The 16,839-nt window shown below is 68.2% G+C and carries 13 protein-coding genes; 4 read left to right on the top strand and 9 right to left on the bottom strand.

Going from position 1 to position 16,839, the window contains the following annotated elements:
- Window positions 1–11: 11 nt before the first annotated feature.
- Entirely contained in the window at window positions 12–2,012 is a 2,001-nt protein-coding gene (locus tag D7006_RS23035) for a MacB family efflux pump subunit (protein WP_237354702.1), read from the top strand.
- 7 nt (window positions 2,013–2,019) lie between these two features.
- Here D7006_RS23035 and D7006_RS23040 read toward each other — a convergent pair whose 3' ends face one another.
- Entirely contained in the window at window positions 2,020–2,877 is an 858-nt protein-coding gene (locus tag D7006_RS23040; RefSeq protein ID WP_237354703.1) for a tetratricopeptide repeat protein, read from the bottom strand.
- Window positions 2,878–3,353: 476 nt separating this feature from the next.
- Here D7006_RS23040 and D7006_RS23045 point away from each other — a divergent pair, with 476 nt between their 5' ends.
- Window positions 3,354–5,708: a TonB-dependent siderophore receptor gene (locus D7006_RS23045; protein WP_237354704.1), complete on the top strand. Its 2,355-nt coding sequence runs from the start codon at window positions 3,354–3,356 to the stop codon at window positions 5,706–5,708.
- Between the two features lie 77 nt (window positions 5,709–5,785).
- The gene (locus tag D7006_RS23050) at window positions 5,786–6,469 is read left to right on the top strand and encodes a Fe2+-dependent dioxygenase (protein ID WP_237354705.1); all 684 of its coding nucleotides are present in this window, start codon (window positions 5,786–5,788) and stop codon (window positions 6,467–6,469) included.
- A gap of 23 nt (window positions 6,470–6,492) precedes the next feature.
- On the opposite strand, the gene D7006_RS23055 is transcribed toward D7006_RS23050, so the two are convergent.
- The 6 genes from D7006_RS23055 to D7006_RS23080 all read right to left on the bottom strand — a co-directional run bounded on the left by D7006_RS23055 (window position 6,493) and on the right by D7006_RS23080 (window position 13,980).
- The gene (locus tag D7006_RS23055; RefSeq protein ID WP_237354706.1) at window positions 6,493–6,936 is read right to left on the bottom strand and encodes an SRPBCC family protein; all 444 of its coding nucleotides are present in this window, start codon (window positions 6,934–6,936) and stop codon (window positions 6,493–6,495) included.
- A gap of 95 nt (window positions 6,937–7,031) precedes the next feature.
- Entirely contained in the window at window positions 7,032–9,245 is a 2,214-nt protein-coding gene (paoC, locus tag D7006_RS23060) for an aldehyde oxidoreductase molybdenum-binding subunit PaoC (RefSeq protein ID WP_237354707.1), read from the bottom strand.
- 3 nt (window positions 9,246–9,248) lie between these two features.
- Window positions 9,249–10,199 carry a xanthine dehydrogenase family protein subunit M gene (locus D7006_RS23065; RefSeq protein ID WP_237354708.1) on the bottom strand — a complete coding sequence of 317 codons (951 nt, stop codon included), beginning with the start codon at window positions 10,197–10,199 and terminating at the stop codon, window positions 9,249–9,251.
- Complete coding sequence (gene paoA / locus D7006_RS23070; protein WP_237354709.1) at window positions 10,196–10,840, bottom strand: aldehyde dehydrogenase iron-sulfur subunit PaoA; 645 nt, start codon at window positions 10,838–10,840, stop codon at window positions 10,196–10,198. The genes D7006_RS23065 and paoA overlap by 4 nt, the downstream gene beginning before the upstream one ends.
- Window positions 10,841–11,098: 258 nt before the next feature.
- Window positions 11,099–12,694, bottom strand: a complete 1,596-nt coding sequence (locus D7006_RS23075) for a DHA2 family efflux MFS transporter permease subunit (RefSeq protein ID WP_371744988.1) — start codon at window positions 12,692–12,694, stop codon at window positions 11,099–11,101.
- A gap of 35 nt (window positions 12,695–12,729) precedes the next feature.
- Entirely contained in the window at window positions 12,730–13,980 is a 1,251-nt protein-coding gene (locus tag D7006_RS23080) for an HlyD family secretion protein (protein WP_371744989.1), read from the bottom strand.
- A 144-nt stretch (window positions 13,981–14,124) separates the two neighbouring features.
- On the opposite strand from D7006_RS23080, the gene D7006_RS23085 reads away from it, so the two are divergent.
- A complete protein-coding gene (locus D7006_RS23085; RefSeq protein WP_169122027.1) occupies window positions 14,125–14,808 on the top strand; it encodes a TetR/AcrR family transcriptional regulator in 684 nt (227 codons plus the stop codon).
- 106 nt (window positions 14,809–14,914) lie between these two features.
- Here D7006_RS23085 and lldD read toward each other — a convergent pair whose 3' ends face one another.
- Both lldD and D7006_RS23095 read right to left on the bottom strand, forming a co-directional pair.
- On the bottom strand, window positions 14,915–16,090 hold the full coding sequence (gene lldD / locus D7006_RS23090) for an FMN-dependent L-lactate dehydrogenase LldD (protein WP_237354710.1): 1,176 nt from the start codon (window positions 16,088–16,090) through the stop codon (window positions 14,915–14,917).
- Complete coding sequence (locus D7006_RS23095; RefSeq protein WP_237354711.1) at window positions 16,087–16,839, bottom strand: FCD domain-containing protein; 753 nt, start codon at window positions 16,837–16,839, stop codon at window positions 16,087–16,089. Before D7006_RS23095 ends, lldD begins: the two co-directional genes overlap by 4 nt.

Raw genomic sequence — 16,839 nt, forward strand, 5'->3', positions numbered from 1 at the left:
GAGGGGCGGGCATGAACGTGTCCCTTCCTCCGCCCGTGGCGGAAGCCGGCGAGGCGCCGCTGATCCAGCTCAAGGGCGTATGGCGCGAATATCCCTCCGGCGAGGGCACCATTGCCGCGCTCAAGGGCCTCGACCTCGACATCGCCCGCGGCGAGATGGTGGCCATCGTCGGCGCCTCGGGCTCCGGCAAGTCGACCCTCATGAACATCCTCGGCTGCCTCGACCGGCCCACCTCCGGTAGCTACCGGGTGAGCGGCAAGGAGACCGCGGCGCTGGAGCCGGACGAGCTGGCGGCGCTCAGGCGCGAGCATTTCGGCTTCATCTTCCAGCGCTACCATCTGCTCGGGGAACTCTCTGCCCTCGGTAATGTGGAGATCCCGGCCGTCTATGCCGGCGCCAATGCCGAGGCGCGGCGCGAGCGGGCCGAAGCCATCCTCGCGCGGCTCGGCATGGCGGATCGCACTGGCCACCGGCCGGGCCAGCTTTCCGGCGGCCAGCAGCAGCGCGTGTCCATCGCCCGCGCACTCATGAACGGCGCCGACGTGATCCTCGCCGACGAGCCCACCGGCGCGCTCGATTCCCGCAGCGGCGCCGAGGTGCTGCGCATCCTCGACGAGCTGAATGCGGAAGGCCGCACCATCATCATCGTCACCCACGACATGAAGGTGGCCGAGCGGGCCCAACGGGTGATCGAGATCCGTGACGGCGAGATCGTCGCCGACCGCCCCTCGGCCGCCGCCCGCACCCGCATCGTGAGCGAGCCCAAGCCCGCCGCGGCACCGGCCTCGCGCCTCGCGCGCTGGCGGGCCTTCGGGGACCGGCTCTACGAGGCCTTCATCATGGCGCTGCTGGCCATGAACGCCCACCGGCTGCGCACCTTCCTCACCATGCTCGGCATCATCATCGGCATCGCCTCGGTGGTGTGCGTGGTGGCGCTGGGCGAGGGCTCGCGGCAGAAGGTGCTCGCCAACATCTCCAGCCTCGGCACCAACACGCTGGAGATCTTCGCCGGCCGCACCTTCGGCGATACGCGATCGGGCAAGATCACCACGCTGGTGGTGGCGGACGCCGACGCCCTCGCCCGCCAGCATTATGTGGCGGCGGTGACGCCCACCGTTTCCAAATCCACCACCGTGCGCTTCGGCGGCACCGAGGCCAGCGCCCTCATCAACGGCGTGGGCGAAGGCTATTTCGCCGCCAAGGGCGTGCGGCTGACGCAGGGCCGGCTGTTCGACGCCGACAGCGTGCGCGCCCGTACCCTCGAGGCGGTGATCGACGAGAACACCCGCAAGACCCTGTTCGCGGACGTGCCCGGCGGCCCGCTCGGCAAGGTGATCCTCATCGGCGACGTGTTCGCCCGCGTGGTGGGGGTGGCGGCGCCGCAGCAGGGCGGGTTCGGATCGAGCCAGAACCTCTCCGTCTACCTGCCCTACACCTCGGTGCAGTCGCGCTTCGTCGGCTCCAACTCGCTGCGCTCCATCACCGTGAAGGTCGCCGACGACGCGCCCATGGATGTGGCCGAGCAGCAGGTGACGCGCTTCCTCACGCAGCGCCACGGCACCAAGGACTTCTTCATCATCAACACCGACGACATCCGCAACACCATCACCGCCACCACCGAGACCATGACGGTGCTGATCGCGGCCATCGCCGTCATCTCCCTCATCGTCGGCGGCATTGGGGTGATGAACATCATGCTGGTGTCGGTGTCGGAGCGGGTGGGGGAGATCGGCGTGCGCATGGCGGTGGGCGCGCGGCAGAGCGACATCCTCAACCAGTTCCTCATCGAGGCGGTGCTGGTGTGCCTCGTGGGCGGCGTCACCGGCATCGCGCTGGCGCTGGGGTTCGGCGTGCTGTTCGCCTATTCAGGCTCCAACTTCACGCTGATCTATTCGGCGAGTTCCATCATCGCCGCCGTGGTGTGCTCCAGCCTCATCGGGGTCGGCTTCGGCTATCTGCCCGCGCGCAACGCCTCGCGGCTCGACCCGGTGACCGCGCTGGCGCGGGACTGACGCGCCCTCACCGCCGCCGCAGCCAGCGGCCGAAGCCGCGCCGCGGACGCGCCTTGCGGACGGCCGCCTCCCGCTGCGCGGCCTCCGCCTGCGCCGCTTCGGCCTCATCCGTCTCGGCCTGGCGCACCCGCTCCAGCGCCCGATCCGCGATGGCCACGAGGGCGGGATCGCCCGACGCGCGCAAGCCCTCCGCCGCCAGCCGGCAGAAATCCGGGACGGCGGTCTCCATCGAGCGGGCGAACCAGGCGATGGCCTCTTCCGCCGCGCCGTCCGCATAGCGCGTGCGGGCGTAATCGAACTGGCCGCGATAATCCCCGCCCAGCGCCGCGCGGCGATACCAGCGGCGCGCGGCCACGGGATCGGCCGGGCGGCCCCAGCCCTGCTCCAGGAAGCGGCCGACCATGGCCATGGCCTTGGGATGCCCCCGCCGCGCCGCCCGCACGAACCAGTGGAGCGCGCGGGCGGGATCGGCGGCGAAATCGTCCGCATTGACCAGCAGGGTGCCGAGGTTGAACTGCGCCCAGACATGCCCCTCGACTGCGGCCGCGCGATAGCGGCGCCCGGCCGCGTCGAAGTCGCGCGGCACGCCCCAGCCCAGCTCATGGCAGCGGCCGACCATGTTCACCCCGTCGAGGCTGCCCGCATCGGCGGCGATGACGAACCAGCGGTACGCGGCCTGCGGATCGCGCGCGACGCCGGTGCCGTCCAGCAGCATCTGGCCATACACCACCTGCGCGCTCCGGATGCCATTGTGCGCCGCCGCCCGCACCAGCGCGGCGCTCCGCGCCGGCTCGGCGGAAAGCTCCGCGCGCAGCTCATCCGCGCTCATGCCCTTCAAGGCGCTGTAGGAAATCCGCTCGTTCATGCTGCCGCCCCGTCGCCGCCCGCGAGGGGTCGGAAGACGGGCGATTGACCGTCGCACCGGGCCGCCCTGTCAACCCGGCGGCGGCAGTTCTTAAATGGAAGAATTATGAATTGGAATGGCTATAGCCGATGTAATCATGTGTAGCACTGCGTATTACATCGTCTCCATAAGCCGTTTTTCCGCCTTTCTTAGACCCGATCAAAAACATAATCGTTGCGCTGCGGAATGTGTGGACCTTATACCTCCTGCAACAGATTGATGACCGCGATTACATGGCCCCGATGAGAGCGGCCAGAGACTCCCTACAGCCAAGATCACGCCGGACAGACCAGGACTGCGTCTTGAAGCCATTCGTTTCTGCCAGATATTTCACCACAACTTATTCGCGAACATCCTCATCTCTCAAATATTGACGATGTGAGCCCGTGGCGCGCCGCCGCCGATTGCCGGGCCTTCTCACCTTACGGGGAAAGATCATGGGAGCGTTGAGCACACTTCGGCCCGCCATGTCGCGTTCGACGGTGAGCGCCGGCCTTGCGATGACCCTGTCGGCGGTGCCGCTGGCGGAGGCCTTCGCGCAGCAAGCGACCGCCCCCTCGGGCACCGACGCGGACCTGCCGACCATCGTCGTCGACGCCGATGGCGAGCCGGTCAATTCGCTCGAGGCGACCACCGGGCTCTCGCGCCTGCCCGGCACCCTCCAGGACACGCCGCAGACCGTCACCGTCATCTCCCAGCAGACCATGCAGCAGCAGGGCGTGACGACCTTGGAGCAGGCGCTGCGCAACGTTCCGGGCGTCACCGTCGGCATCGGCGAGGGCGGCGGCGGCATGAACGGCGACCAGTTCCGCATCCGCGGCTTCCAGGCCAAGGGCGACGTCTTCGTCAACGGCCTGCGCGACTTCGGCGTCTATGTGCGCGACAGCTTCGCCTACGAGAACGTGGAGGTGTTCAAGGGGCCAAGCTCGGAGAGCTTCGGCTCCGGCACCACGGGCGGCGCCATCAACATGCAGCTGAAGCAGGCGCATCGCGGCGACAAGTATGACGTGGACGGCCAGTTCGGCTCCGGCCCGCTCTATCGCGGCGTGTTCGACTTCAACAAGCAGATCGACGACACCACGGCGGCCCGCATCGTCGGCATGTTCAACGATCAGGACATCGTGGACCGCGACCATGTGGAGGCCAACCGTTACGGCCTCATGGGCTCGCTGGGCTTCGGCCTCGGCACCAACCAGACGCTCTATCTCAACTATCTCTACCAGCACGGCGACCGCACGCCGGATTACGGCGTGCCCGTGGTGACGCCGCTGTTCAACGACGTGAAGAAGTTCGGTGCCGTCGGCCAGCCGGTGACGGAATGGGGCGTGCCGCGCTCCAATTTCTACGGCAAGGAGACCGACCGCGACATCACCGACACCAACATGTTCACGGCGAACTACAAGAAAGAGATCAACGACTGGCTGACCTTCACCAACGACAGCCGCGTCGGCTACTACACGCGTGATTTCGCGACCTCCGTCCCCGGCTGCAGCAACGGCTCCACCAACACCGTGCCCGCGACGCCGAAGACCTATGCCGCGAGTTGCACCGGCCAGTTCTTCGCCGGCAACAACCCGGCCATCACCTTCGGCGGCGGCAATCCCGGCTATCTGCAGGAGAGCCTCGCGGCCGAGAATGTCGCGACCATGGTCGCCAAGTTCAACACCGGATTCCTGCGGCACGAGCTGGTGGCGGGCATCGACTATTACTTCGTCAACGACAGCCGCAACCTGATTGCCCTTTCCGGCAGCAAGGGCCTCTCCACCATCTGGAACCCGGTCTACGCCAATACGACCGGCTACTTCCTCTATGAGAACCCGTTTGGCAACAACGGCCAGAAGATCAGCAACACCTACGATTTCGGCGCCTTCGCCAGCGATCGCATCTGGTTCACCGACCAGCTCTCCATCCTCGGCGGCATCCGCTGGGACAATTACTCCACCGACTACAAATACTGGTGCGTGGACGCGCAGGGAACCTCCACCGTGCCGGGCTGCCTGAAAAGCAAGGGCACCTGGATCTATGCGGATTCCGACACCCGCTTCTTCAGCCCCAAGGCCTCGCTGATCTGGGAGCCCACCAAGACCCAGACCTATTATGTCTCCTACGCCAAGTCCTTCAGCCCGCAGGGCGGCTTCCCGACCAACGACGTGACCGTCGTCAATCCTGTGCAGAACAATCTCTCGCCGGAAGACAACGAGACGTGGGAGGCCGGCGCCAAGGTCTCGGTGCTGGACGGCAGGCTCGGCCTCACGGCCGCGCTCTTCCGCATCGACAAGAGCAACGTCTTCTACACCGATCCCGTCACCGGCGATTCCGTGGAGAGCGGCGAGAACCAGCGCGTGCAGGGCGTCGAACTGGGCGTGACCGGCACCATCACCGACGCCTGGACCATCCAGGCCGGCTACGCCTATTACGCCAGCGAAATCCTCACCTCGACCACGCTGAGCTATGTGGGCAATCAGGTACCCTTCGTCTCGCCCAACAACTTCACCTTGTGGACCACCTACGATCTCATCAAGGGCGGCGTGGTGCGGGCCATCCCCGGCCAGCTTCTGGTGGGCGGCGGCATCACCTATGCCGACGGCTATTTCACCAACAGCGCCAATACGGCCATCATTCCCGAGACCTTCTCGCTCGATGCGCTGATCTCGTACAAGCACGAGAATTACCGTGTGGCGCTCAACGGATACAACCTCACCAACGCGCTGAACTACTCGGCCGGCTGGGGCAACCGCGCCATTCCCGCCTCGGGCCGCTCCTTCACCCTGAGCGTCGGCTACACCTTCTAGTGGCCCTTCGCTGACCCCTCACGATCCGGCGGCGCGGTCAGATGGCCGGGCCGCCGCTCCCCGTTTTTGGATGCGCGATGCTCGTTGAAATCCCGAACCTGCTCAATGCGACCGAGGTCGCCCACTGCCGCCGCGTGCTGGAAGCTTCCGCGTGGGTGGATGGCCGCGTGACGGCCGGCGAGCAGGCGGCCAAGTCCAAGCAGAATTTGCAGATCCCCGTGGACTCGGCCGAGGCGCTCGAGCTGGGCGACCTCATATTGCGGGCGTTGGGCCGCAATCCGGTCTTCAACTCGGCGGCCATGCCGCTCCATGTGCTGCCGCCCCTGTTCAACCGCTACGACGTGGGCATGAAGTTCGGCGCCCATGTGGATGGCGCCATCCGCGCCGTGCCGGGCGCGGGCCGGCGGATGCGGGCGGATGTCTCCACCACCGTCTTCCTCACCGATCCCGCCGACTATGACGGCGGCGAACTGCTGATCGAGGACAGTTTCGGTGTCCACGAGGTGAAGCTGCCGGCCGGTCATGCGGTGGTCTATCCCGCCAGCAGCCTGCACAGCGTGCGCGAGATCACCCGCGGCAGCCGCTGGGGCTCCTTCTTCTGGACCCAGTCCATGATCCCGGACGATGGCCGCCGGGCCCTGCTCTACGACCTCGACCTCGCCATCATGGCCGTGCGCAGCCGCCTGCCGGACGAGGAGCCGGCGGTGCTCCAGCTCACCAACGTCTATCACAACCTGCTCAGGAGCTGGGCGCAGATGTGAGGAGGCCCGCGCGGCGCCGGCGCCTACTGGTTGATCTCCGGCTCCACCAGCTTCGCCAGATTGCGCAGGGATTCCTGCCAGCCGAGATAGCAGGCCTCGACGGGAATGACGTCGGGAATACCGGACTGCGTGATGTCCACCTCGGTGCCCATGGAGACCTTCTTCAGCACGATGGTCACCTCGATGTCGCCGGGCAAGGCGGGATTGTCGAAGCGGTCGGTGTAGCGCACCAGCGCGCCGGGAACGAGCTCGAGGAACTCACCCCCGAAGGCATCGCTGTGGCCGGTCGTGAAGTTGCGGAAGGACATGCGGAAGGTGCCACCCACCACAGGATCGAGATGATGCACCGTGCAGGTGAAGCCGTTGGGCGGCAGCCACTTGGCGAGGGCATCGGCCTCGATGAAGGCGCGATAGACCTTCTCCGGGCTGGCGGTGAGGATGCGGTGCAGGCGCGCGGTTCCGGGCATGTCTTGATCTCCCTTCCAGGGCGGCGGCGCCGCCCGTCACCCTGAAGGACGGACGGCGCAGGGCACTCCCGACAGTCGCGCGCGCGTTTTCCCGCTCACCCCACCTCAGGCAGGCGGTGGATGTATTTGTCGAGGGTGATGGGATAGTCCCGCACCCGCACGCCCGTGGCGTTGTAGAGCGCATTGGCCACCGCCGCGCCCACCCCGCACAGGCCGAGCTCGCCCACGCCCTTCGCCTTCATGGGCGAGGAGATGGGATCGGCCTCGTCGAGGAAGATCACCTCCTGATGCGGGATGTCCGCATGCACGGGCACTTCGTAGCCGACGAGGTCGTGATTGACGAAGAAGCCGTGCCGCGTGTCCACGGCCAGTTCCTCGAACAGCGCGGCGCCGACGCCCATGGTCATGGCGCCGATCACCTGGCTGCGGGCGGTCTTGGGGTTCAGGATGCGCCCGGCGGCGCACACCGCCAGCATGCGGCGCACCCGCGCCTCGCCGGTGGCCGCATCCACCGCCATCTCCACGAAATGTCCGGCGAAGGTGGATTGCTGGTAGCGCTTGGCGAGGTCGCCATACTCGATGGTGTCCTCGGCCGTCAGCCCCTCCGCGCCCGCCGCCTGCGCCAGCGGCACGGCGCGGTTGCCCGCGCGCACCTCGCCATCGGCGAACACCGCCTCCTTGGAATTGAAGCCGAGCTTGCGGGCCACCTCCTCGCGCAGCTTCACGCAGGCGGCATAGACGCCCGAGGTGGCGTTGTTGGCGCCCCACTGGCCGCCCGAGCCGCAGGAGGCGGGGAGCGCGGAATCCCCCAGCACCACGCGCACCCTGTCCAGCGGCACGCCCATCATCTCCGCCGCCGTCTGGGCGAGGATGGTGTAGCTGCCGGTGCCGATGTCGGTCATGGCGGTCTCGACCGTCACCCGGCCCTCGCCGTCGAGCCGCACCCGTGCGCCGGACTTCATGAGGAGGTTGTTGCGGAAGCCCACGGCCATGCCGATGCCGATCAGAAGATCGCCCTCGCGCACCTGTCCGGGCTTCGGACTGCGCCGGCTCCAGCCGAACCGCTCGGCGCCGAGGCGCAAGCAGGCGACCAGCTGGCGCTGGGAGAAGGGCCGGTCGGGATTTTCGGGGTCGCGCTCGGTGTCGTTGAGGATGCGGAACTCCACCGGGTCCAGCCCCAGCTTCTCCGCCATCTCGTCCATGGCCACTTCCAGCGCCATCAGGCCGGGCGCCTCGCCCGGCGCGCGCATGGCGTTGCCTTCCGGCAGGTGGAGGGTGGCGAGCCGCATGGCGGTGAGGCGGTGGGCGCCGGCATAGAGCAGCCGGGTCTGGTTGACCGCCGTCTCCAGCCCGCCGCCGGGCAGGTCGCCGGACCAGCTTTCGTGACCCATGGCGGTGATGCGCCCGTCGCGCTCCGCGCCGATGCGGATGCGCTGGATGGTGGCGGGACGGTGGGTGGTGTTGTTGAACATGAGGTGCCCGTGCAGCGCCACCTTCACCGGCCGCCCCGCCGCCCGCGCACCCAGAGCCGCGAGGAGGGCGTCGGCGCGGACGAACAGTTTGCCGCCAAACCCGCCGCCGATATAGGGCGAGATCAGGCGCACCTTCTCCTTGGGCAGGCCGAGCATCTTGGCGAGGTCGCCCCGGCCCCACTCGACCATCTGGTTGGAGGTCCACACCGTCAGCCGGTCGCCCTCCCAGGCGGCGGTGGTGGCGTGGGGCTCCATCATGGCGTGGGCCTGGTCGGGGGTCGAATAGGTGGCGTCCAGGCGGACCGGGGCGGCGGCGAAGGCGCCGTTGAAATCCCCCACCATTGTGTCGGCCGGCCCGCCCATGCCGTCGCCCTTCTCAGGTCTAACGGCGCCGTCCATGGCCTTGGCGAGATCGAAGGCGCCGGCGACGGGGGCATAGGCCACCTTCACCAGCGCCGCCGCCGCACGGGCCTGCTCGAACGTATCGGCCACCACCAGCGCGACCGCCTGGTGATAATGCTCCACCTCCGGCCCGGCGATGAGGTGGGCGGTGTTGAAATTGCCCTTCTTCAGCGGTCCGGCATTGGCGGCGGTGACGATGGCAAGGACGCCCGGCGCCGCCTCGGCCGCCGAGGCATCGATGGCGGTGATGCGGCCTTTCGCGGTGGTCGCGCCCACCACGAAGCCATGGGCGGCGGCGGGCGCCACGTCGTGGCGCTCATGGGCGTAGGGGGCCGTGCCGGTGGTCTTGAACGGCCCGTCGATGCGCGAAGCCGGCTGCCCCACGACCTTCATCTGGTCGATGGGATTGAGGGTGGCGGGATGCTCGAACTTCATCGCTCAGGTCCTCCCGTCCGCGAGCACGCCGGCGAGAGTGCGCTCCACCAGTGTCACCTTGAATGCATTGTCGGGGGTCGGCCTCGCACCGGCGAGCAGACGCTCGGCCACCGCCTTGGCACCCCGGGGAAGCTCGGCCTCGGCCGCCTCCACCCGCCACGGCTTGTGGGCGACGCCGCCGAGGGCGATGCGGCCTGAGCCATCCTCCCGGATCACCGCAGCCACGGAGACGAGGGCGAAGGCGTAGGAGGCGCGGTCGCGCACCTTGCGATAGACCTGCCGCCCACCCACCGGCTTCGGCAAGGTGACGGCGGTGATGAGTTCGCCGGGCTCCAAAGCGGTCTCGATGTGCGGGGTATCGCCGGGCAGGCGGTGGAAGTCCGCCATCGCGATCTGCCGGGTGGCGCCGGTGGGCCCCACCGTCTCCACCACCGCATCGAGGGCGCGCATGGCCACCGCCATGTCGCTCGGATGGGTGGCGATGCAGGCGTCGCTGCCGCCGATGATGGCGAGCTGGCGCGAATAGCCGCCCATGGCCGCGCAGCCGCTGCCGGGCGCGCGCTTGTTGCAGGCCTGCGCGGGGTCATAAAAGTAGGGGCAGCGCGTGCGCTGGAGGAGGTTGCCGGCGGTGGTCGCCTTGTTGCGCAACTGGGCGGAGGCGCCCGCCAGCAAGGCGCGGGAGAGCACCGGATAGTCGCGCCGCACCCGCGCGTCGGCCGCAAGGTCGGTGTTGCGCACCAGCGCGCCGATGCGCAGGCCGCCGTCCTCGCTCGCCTCGATGCGGTCGAGGCCGAGGCCGTTCACATCGATAAGGTGGGCGGGCGTCTCGATCTGGAGCTTCATGAGATCGAGCAGATTGGTGCCGCCGGCGATGAAGCGGGCGCCGGGGGTCGCGGCAGCCGCGCCCGCGGCATCGGCCGGGGTCAAGGCGCGCTCGTAGGTGAAGGGCCTCATGCGCGCCTCCCGGCCACCTCGACGATGGCCTCCACGATGTTGGAATAGGCGCCGCAGCGGCAGATATTGCCGCTCATGCGCTCGCGGATTTCCGCCTCGCTGAGGTCGATGGGCGCGGTGAGATCCTCGGTGACGTGGCTCGGAATGTCCGCCTTCACCTCGGCGATCACCGCCACCGCCGAGCAGATCTGCCCCGGTGTGCAATAGCCGCACTGGTAGCCGTCATGTTCCACGAAGGCCGCCTGCATCGGGTGGAGCTGATCGGGCGAGCCCAGCCCCTCGATGGTGGTGACGCTCTGGTGCTCGTGCATGAGCGCGAGCGACAGGCAGGAATTGATCCGCCGCCCGTCCACGATCACCGTGCAGGCGCCGCACTGGCCGTGGTCGCAGCCCTTCTTCGTGCCGGTGAGGTGGAGGTTTTCGCGCAGCAGATCGAGCAGCGTGGTGCGGGTGTCCACCTCCAGCTCGCGGATCACGCCGTTGACCGTGAGGGAGACCGTCGCGTGATTGGGGCCGGACCCCGCCGGCAGCGGCGCCGGCGCGGCTGCCGCCACGCCCGGAAGGGAGGAGGCCACCGCCGTTGCGGCCCCGGCGAGGATCACGTCGCGCCGGTTGATATCGAGATCATGGGGGCTCGCCATGGGTGCCTGATCCTCCTTCGGATGGGTGCCTGTGGCTGGAATCGGATGTGGTGCGGCGCGCAGGGCCGTTGCCGTCAGGATGCGCACGGATCGGCTCGGCCTGCCAGACCAGCCCGGCCGAACCGGCTTCCAACGCGAGTGAGAACGTGCGGTTCCGCAAATGGGATCACGGAAGCGTCAGGCCGCCTCGGCGCGCGGGATTGGCCGGGTCCAGCCCGGCCATGACGAGGATGAAAAGAGCGCCTGCGGCCGGACCCTTCAGTGGCCCCCACCGCCTCCGGCGCCGGGCTTCGGCCGGCGCATGAGCGGCGAGGCGATCACCAGCGCGAAGAACAGGAAGGTGAGGAGGTAGAAGACATCCGCGAAGGCCATCACCAGCGCCTGCTGACGCACCAAAGCGGCCATCTGCTTCAGCGCCGCCGCCGAGGCATCCGAGCCGAGCTTGGCGAAGCCGGCGGTGATGGTATCGAGCCGCTCCACCGCCGTGGCGCTCGCCCATTCCACATGCTCGTGCAGCCGGGCGATGTGCAGGTCCCAGCGGTTGTTCAGCACCGTGTTGATGAGCGCGAGGCCCACCGCGCCGCCAAGGTTGCGCATGAGGTTGAACAGGCCGGAGGCGTTCTTCATCTGCGCCGGTGGCATGGTGCCGAGGGAGATGTTGTTGATGGGGATCATCGCGATCATCAGCCCGACGCCGCGCAGGATCTGCGGGACGAACAGCTCCCAGAAGTCCCAGTCCTTGGTGATGAAGGTCACCCACCACGTACCGACCGCGAAGGCGGCGAAGCCCGCGCCCATCATGATGCGCGGATCGATCTTGGTCATCAGCCGCCCGGCGATGGGCGCGGTGAGGAACATGGCGATGCCGGTGACGAACATGGTCTCGCCGATCTGCAGCGCCGAGTATCCGCGCACCCGCCCGAGGAAGACGGGATAGAGATAGGTGAGCCCGTAGAGCCCGATGCCCATGATGAAGCTGAAGGCCGAGCCGATGGAGAAGTTGCGGTTCTCGAACGCCCTGAGGTCCACCACCGGATGGTCGGTGGAGAAGACGCGGGCGAAGAAGGCGAGGGACGACACGGCGCAGACGATGGCGAAGGCGACGATGTACTGGTCCTCGAACCAGTCGTTGGTCGGCCCCTCCTCCAGCACGAATTCGAGGCTGCCGAGGAAGCCCGCCATGAAGATGAGGCCCCACCAGTCGAACTTGTCGAGCAGCGAAAAGTCCGGCTCGTCGAAGTCGATCAGCGTCACCGCCGCCAGCACCACGAACATGCCGGGGATGACGTTGATGAGGAACAGCCAGTGCCAGGAGAACAGGTCGGTGAGATAGCCGCCCACCGTCGGGCCGATGGTGGGCGCCAGCGTCGCCACGAGGCCGATCATGGGCGCCACGATGGGCTGCTTCTCACGCGGGAAGACGGAGTAGGCGGCGGCGAAGACGGTGGGGATCATGCCGCCGCCGAGGAAGCCCTGCAGCGCGCGATAGACGATCATCTCGTTGATGGACGAGGCGGTCGCGCACATGAAGCTCATGATCGTGAAGCCCGCCGCCGAGGCCGCGAACAGCCAGCGGGTGGACAGCGCCCGCGACAGGAAGCCCGAGAGCGGGATCATCACCACCTCGGCGATGAGGTAGCTGGTCTGCACCCAGGAGATTTCATCCGAGGAGGCGGCAAGGCCGGCCTGGATCTCGGCCAGCGAGGCGGAGACGATCTGGATGTCCAGGATCGCCATGAACATGCCGAACACCATGCACAGGAAGGCGAACATGCGCCGCCCGTCCACATGCGCGGAGGGGGTGGCCGGAGGGGCGCCGGCCGCGGATGGCTTCAGTGTCAGGGTGTCGGCCATGGCCGCGACTCCTGTCCGGGCTCAGGGCGCGCGCGTCAGGACGCGGGCGAAGGGGTGGGCGCGGCGGCCGTGGAGGTGGCGGGGGCGGACTTGGTGTCCACAGTCGCCGTCACCGACATGCCGGGGCGCAGCTCGTGCTTGGCCAGCACCTTGGGATCGATGGCGATGCGCACGGGAATGCGCTGCACGATCTTGGTGAAGTTGCCGGTGGCGTTCTCCGGCGGCAGCAGGCTGAACACCGAGCCGGAGGCCGGGGACACGCTCACCACCTTGCCGGCGAAGTCGTGGTCCGGATAGGCGTCCACATAGACGTTGACGCTCTGGCCGGGCTTCAGGCGACCGAGCTGGGTCTCCTTGAAGTTGGCGTCCACATAGACGCTCTCCAGCGGCACCACGGCGACGAGGCGCGTGCCGGTCTGCACCAGCTGGCCCACCTGCGCGGCGCGGTTGCCGACCACCCCGTCGATGGGCGCACGCACGACGGTGAAGTCCAGGTCGCGCTTCGCCTGGTCGCGGGCGGTCTTCAGTTCGTCGAGCACGTGCGACGCCTCGGTGCGCTGGGCGGCGAGCACCACCACCTGCGCCTCGGCGGAGGCGATGGCGGCCTTGGCGGCCTCCACGCTCGCGGCGGTCTTGTCCTTGTCGGCGCGGGCATTGTCGAGGGTGGAGCGGCTGGCGAAGTCGGAGCGGGCGAGCTTGTCCTGCCGGTCGAATTCCGCCTGCGCGCGCCTCTGGTCGGCCTCGGCCGAGGCGAGCTGCGCCTTCATCTGGTCGACAGTGGCGCGGGCCGCCATCTCCTGCTGGTCGAAGCGGGACAGGGTCGCCTCCTGGGTGGCGATCTTGTTTTCCGCCGACTGGAGGGCGAGGCGATAGTCGCCGTCATCAATGCGGGCGATCACGTCGCCGGCCTTGACCCACTGGTTGGTATCCACGTCCACGCTCTTCACGTAGCCGCCGACCTTGGCCGCGATGACGGAAGTGTCGGCCGCCACATAGGCGTCGTCCGTCGACACCTGGAAGCGGCCCACCTGCCACCAGTTCAGGCCATACCAGCCGCCGGCCACCGCGAGGACGGCCAGGACCGTGCCGAAGATGAAGGGCTTGCGCGAGCGCGCCTTGGCCGGCGCCGGAGCCTCCGCTTCCACCGCAGGCGCGGCGGGATGGGTCTCCTCCCGCCGCGCCTTGAGCACGGTCACGCCAGCCGAGGGGGTTTCGGACTGGGCATCCGGCTGCGGTTCGGGTGCAAGAGCGGGCGCGGCCGCTTCCTTCTTGATGATCTGAGCCACCTTGGTCTCTCCCGGCCAGCTGGGGCCTGACTGAACGGTTTAGTCAAAATCTGCGGGCACTATATTGAACTGAACGGTTTAGTCAATTACTTTGACAAAATGTTGGAACGGTCCCATGCAGGAACCCGCCGAAGGAGGGCGGACATGAACGAGGCACTCGAACGCGCCAAGGAGCGCGCCACGGACGGCAACGCCCCCTCGCCCGCCGAACAGGATATGGAGGCGAAGAAGCGCCTCGACATCATCGACGGTGCGCGCCGCGTCTTCTTCCACAAGGGCTTCGACGGCGCGAGCATGGACGAGATCGCCCGCGCGGCCGCGGTCTCCAAGGCCACCATCTACGTCTATTTCCAGAGCAAGGCGGACCTGTTCCGCGCGCTGGTGGAGGCCGACCGCCGCCAGTCCGCCGAACGCCTGTTCGAGTTCGACGAAGCGGATGCGGATGTCGAGAGCCTGCTGCGGCGCATCGGCGTCACGTTCATGAACATGATGATCCGGCCGAACCACATCCGGCTCGTGCGCATGGTGTTCGGCGTGGCGGAGAAATTTCCGGCCATCGGCCAGACCTTCTTCGAGACCGGCCCCTGCCACGGTGGCCGCCGCCTCGCCGAGCTGCTTCAGCGGCAGGTGGAGCTGGGCCGGCTGGACGTGGACGACTGCCAGGCCGCCGCCTTCGAGTTCTTCAACCTCTGCCAGGGCAATCAGGTGAAGGCGCTCATGTTCGGCGTGTCCGAAGGGCCGACGCCCGAGGACATCGAGCGCACGGTCGGCCGCGCCGTCCGGGTGTTCCTGGCCGCCTACGGGCCCAAGGACAAGCCCGCCGGCTGATGCCGGGCGCGGGTCCATGAAAGTCGAGGTCGGCCAAAGCCGGCCCCGAGGAGCGTAAGGCGCGACCGCGCGGAGCGGTCGGCGGGGGCAGCTGAGCCCCCTCCCCTCACTCCGCCGCGGCGGAGATGTTCTTCAGCGGCTGTTCCACCTCGCGCACGAGGCTTTCGCTGGAGATTTCCGAGAGGTTGCGCGCGCCGGTGAGCGTCATGGCGACCCGCATCTCCTTGGCGAAGAGATCGAGCAGGTTTTCCACGCCCTTCTGGCCGTCGGTGGCCAGCGCATAGACGAAGGCGCGGCCCAGCAGCACGCCGTCCGCCCCCTGCGCCACCATGCGCACCACGTCGAGGCCGGAGCGGATGCCGGAATCGGCGAGAATGGCGAGGCTCCCCTTCACCTTGTCGGCGATGGGCGGCAGCGCGCGGGCCGAAGAAAGCACGCCGTCGAGCTGCCGGCCGCCATGGTTCGATACCACGATGCCGTCGGCGCCGAAGCGCACCGCGTCCTCCGCGTCCTCCGGATCGAGGATGCCCTTGATGACCATCGGGCCCTTCCAGAACTCGCGGATCCATTCCAGATCGCGCCAGCCGATGGAGGGGTCGAAATTGGCGCCGAGCCAGCCGACATAATCTTCCAGCGTGGTCTTGTTGCCGCGATAGGCGGAGACGTTGCCGAGATCGTGCGGCGTACCCATCAGGCCCACGTCATAGGCCCAGAAGGGATGAAGCGCGGCCTGCACCATGCGGCGCACGGCAGCGTTGGGGCCAGACATGCCGGAATGAGCATCGCGATAGCGCGCGCCGGGCACCGGCATGTCCACGGTGAAGACCAGCGTGCGGATGCCCGCCGTCCAGGCGCGCTCCAGCGCGTTCTTCATGAAGCCCCGGTCCTTGAGCACATAGAGCTGGAACCAGAAGGGCTTCTCCACCTTGGCGCGCACTTCCTCGATGGGGCACACCGAGACGGTGGAGAGGGTGAACTGGATGCCCTTGTCGAGCGCGGCCTTGGCCGCCTGCACCTCGCCACGGCGGGCGAACATCCCGCACAGGCCGACCGGGGCCAGCGCCATGGGCATGGCGAGCTTTTCGCCGAGCAGCGTCGTGGACAGATCCACCTCACCCACGCTCTTGAGCACGCGCTGGCGCAGGGCGAGCTGGGTGAGGTCGGAGACGTTGCGCCCGAGCGTCACTTCCGCATAGGCGCCGCCGTCGATGTAGTGGAACAGGAAGGGCGGCAGGCGCCGGCGGGCGGCTTCGCGATAGTCCGAGGCGGAGGAGATGATCACGGCGTCAGTTCTTTCTCTTGCTGGCGTAGGGCGACGCGGGACGAGCGACGGCGGCGCGCCGCGTCGTCCTCGATCTCCCGCAGGGTTTCCTCGACGAATTCGAGATGCAGCAGCGCGGCCTTGCGCGCCTCTTCGGGCCGCCCCGCGATGATGGCGGCGGCGATGGCGCGGTGCTGGTCGTCCAGCGCCTGCGCGGTGCTCGCAATGAGGTAGAGCTTTTCGAGGCTGCGGGAGATGGAGTGGCGCAGCAGGTCGAAGAGGCCCGCCATCACCTGCCGCATCACCGCATTGTGGGAGGCTTCCGCCACCGCCATGTGGAAGGCGGAATCGGCTTTCGCCTGCGTGGCCGCATCGGTGGCGCCGGCGGAGATGACATTCTCCAGCGCCGCCTGAAGGTTCGCCTTGTCCTGCGGGCCGGCACGCAGCGCGGCGTGGAAGGCCATGTCCGCGTCCAGCGACTTGCGGATTTCCATCACGTCGTGCCAGTAGCCCGGCTCCCCCGCCGCCTCCGCCGCCAGCGGACCGAGCGCCTGGGCCAGCGGCGCATCGGCCGGCGCGGCCACATAGGTGCCCCCGCCCCTGCGGCTCACCAGCCGACCGCGACTCGCAAGATGCCGGATGGCCTCGCGCAGCGTGGGCCGCGACACGTTCAGCTCCGCCGCCAGCGCCCGCTCGGCCGGCAGGCGCGCGCCGGGCTGAAGGCCGCGTTCGGCGATGAGGGCTTCGATGGTGTCGGTCAGGTCGGCCAA

Origin of the sequence: Xanthobacter sp. YC-JY1 (assembly GCF_021730305.1) — a bacterium.
Lineage (GTDB): Bacteria > Pseudomonadota > Alphaproteobacteria > Rhizobiales > Xanthobacteraceae > Xanthobacter > Xanthobacter flavus.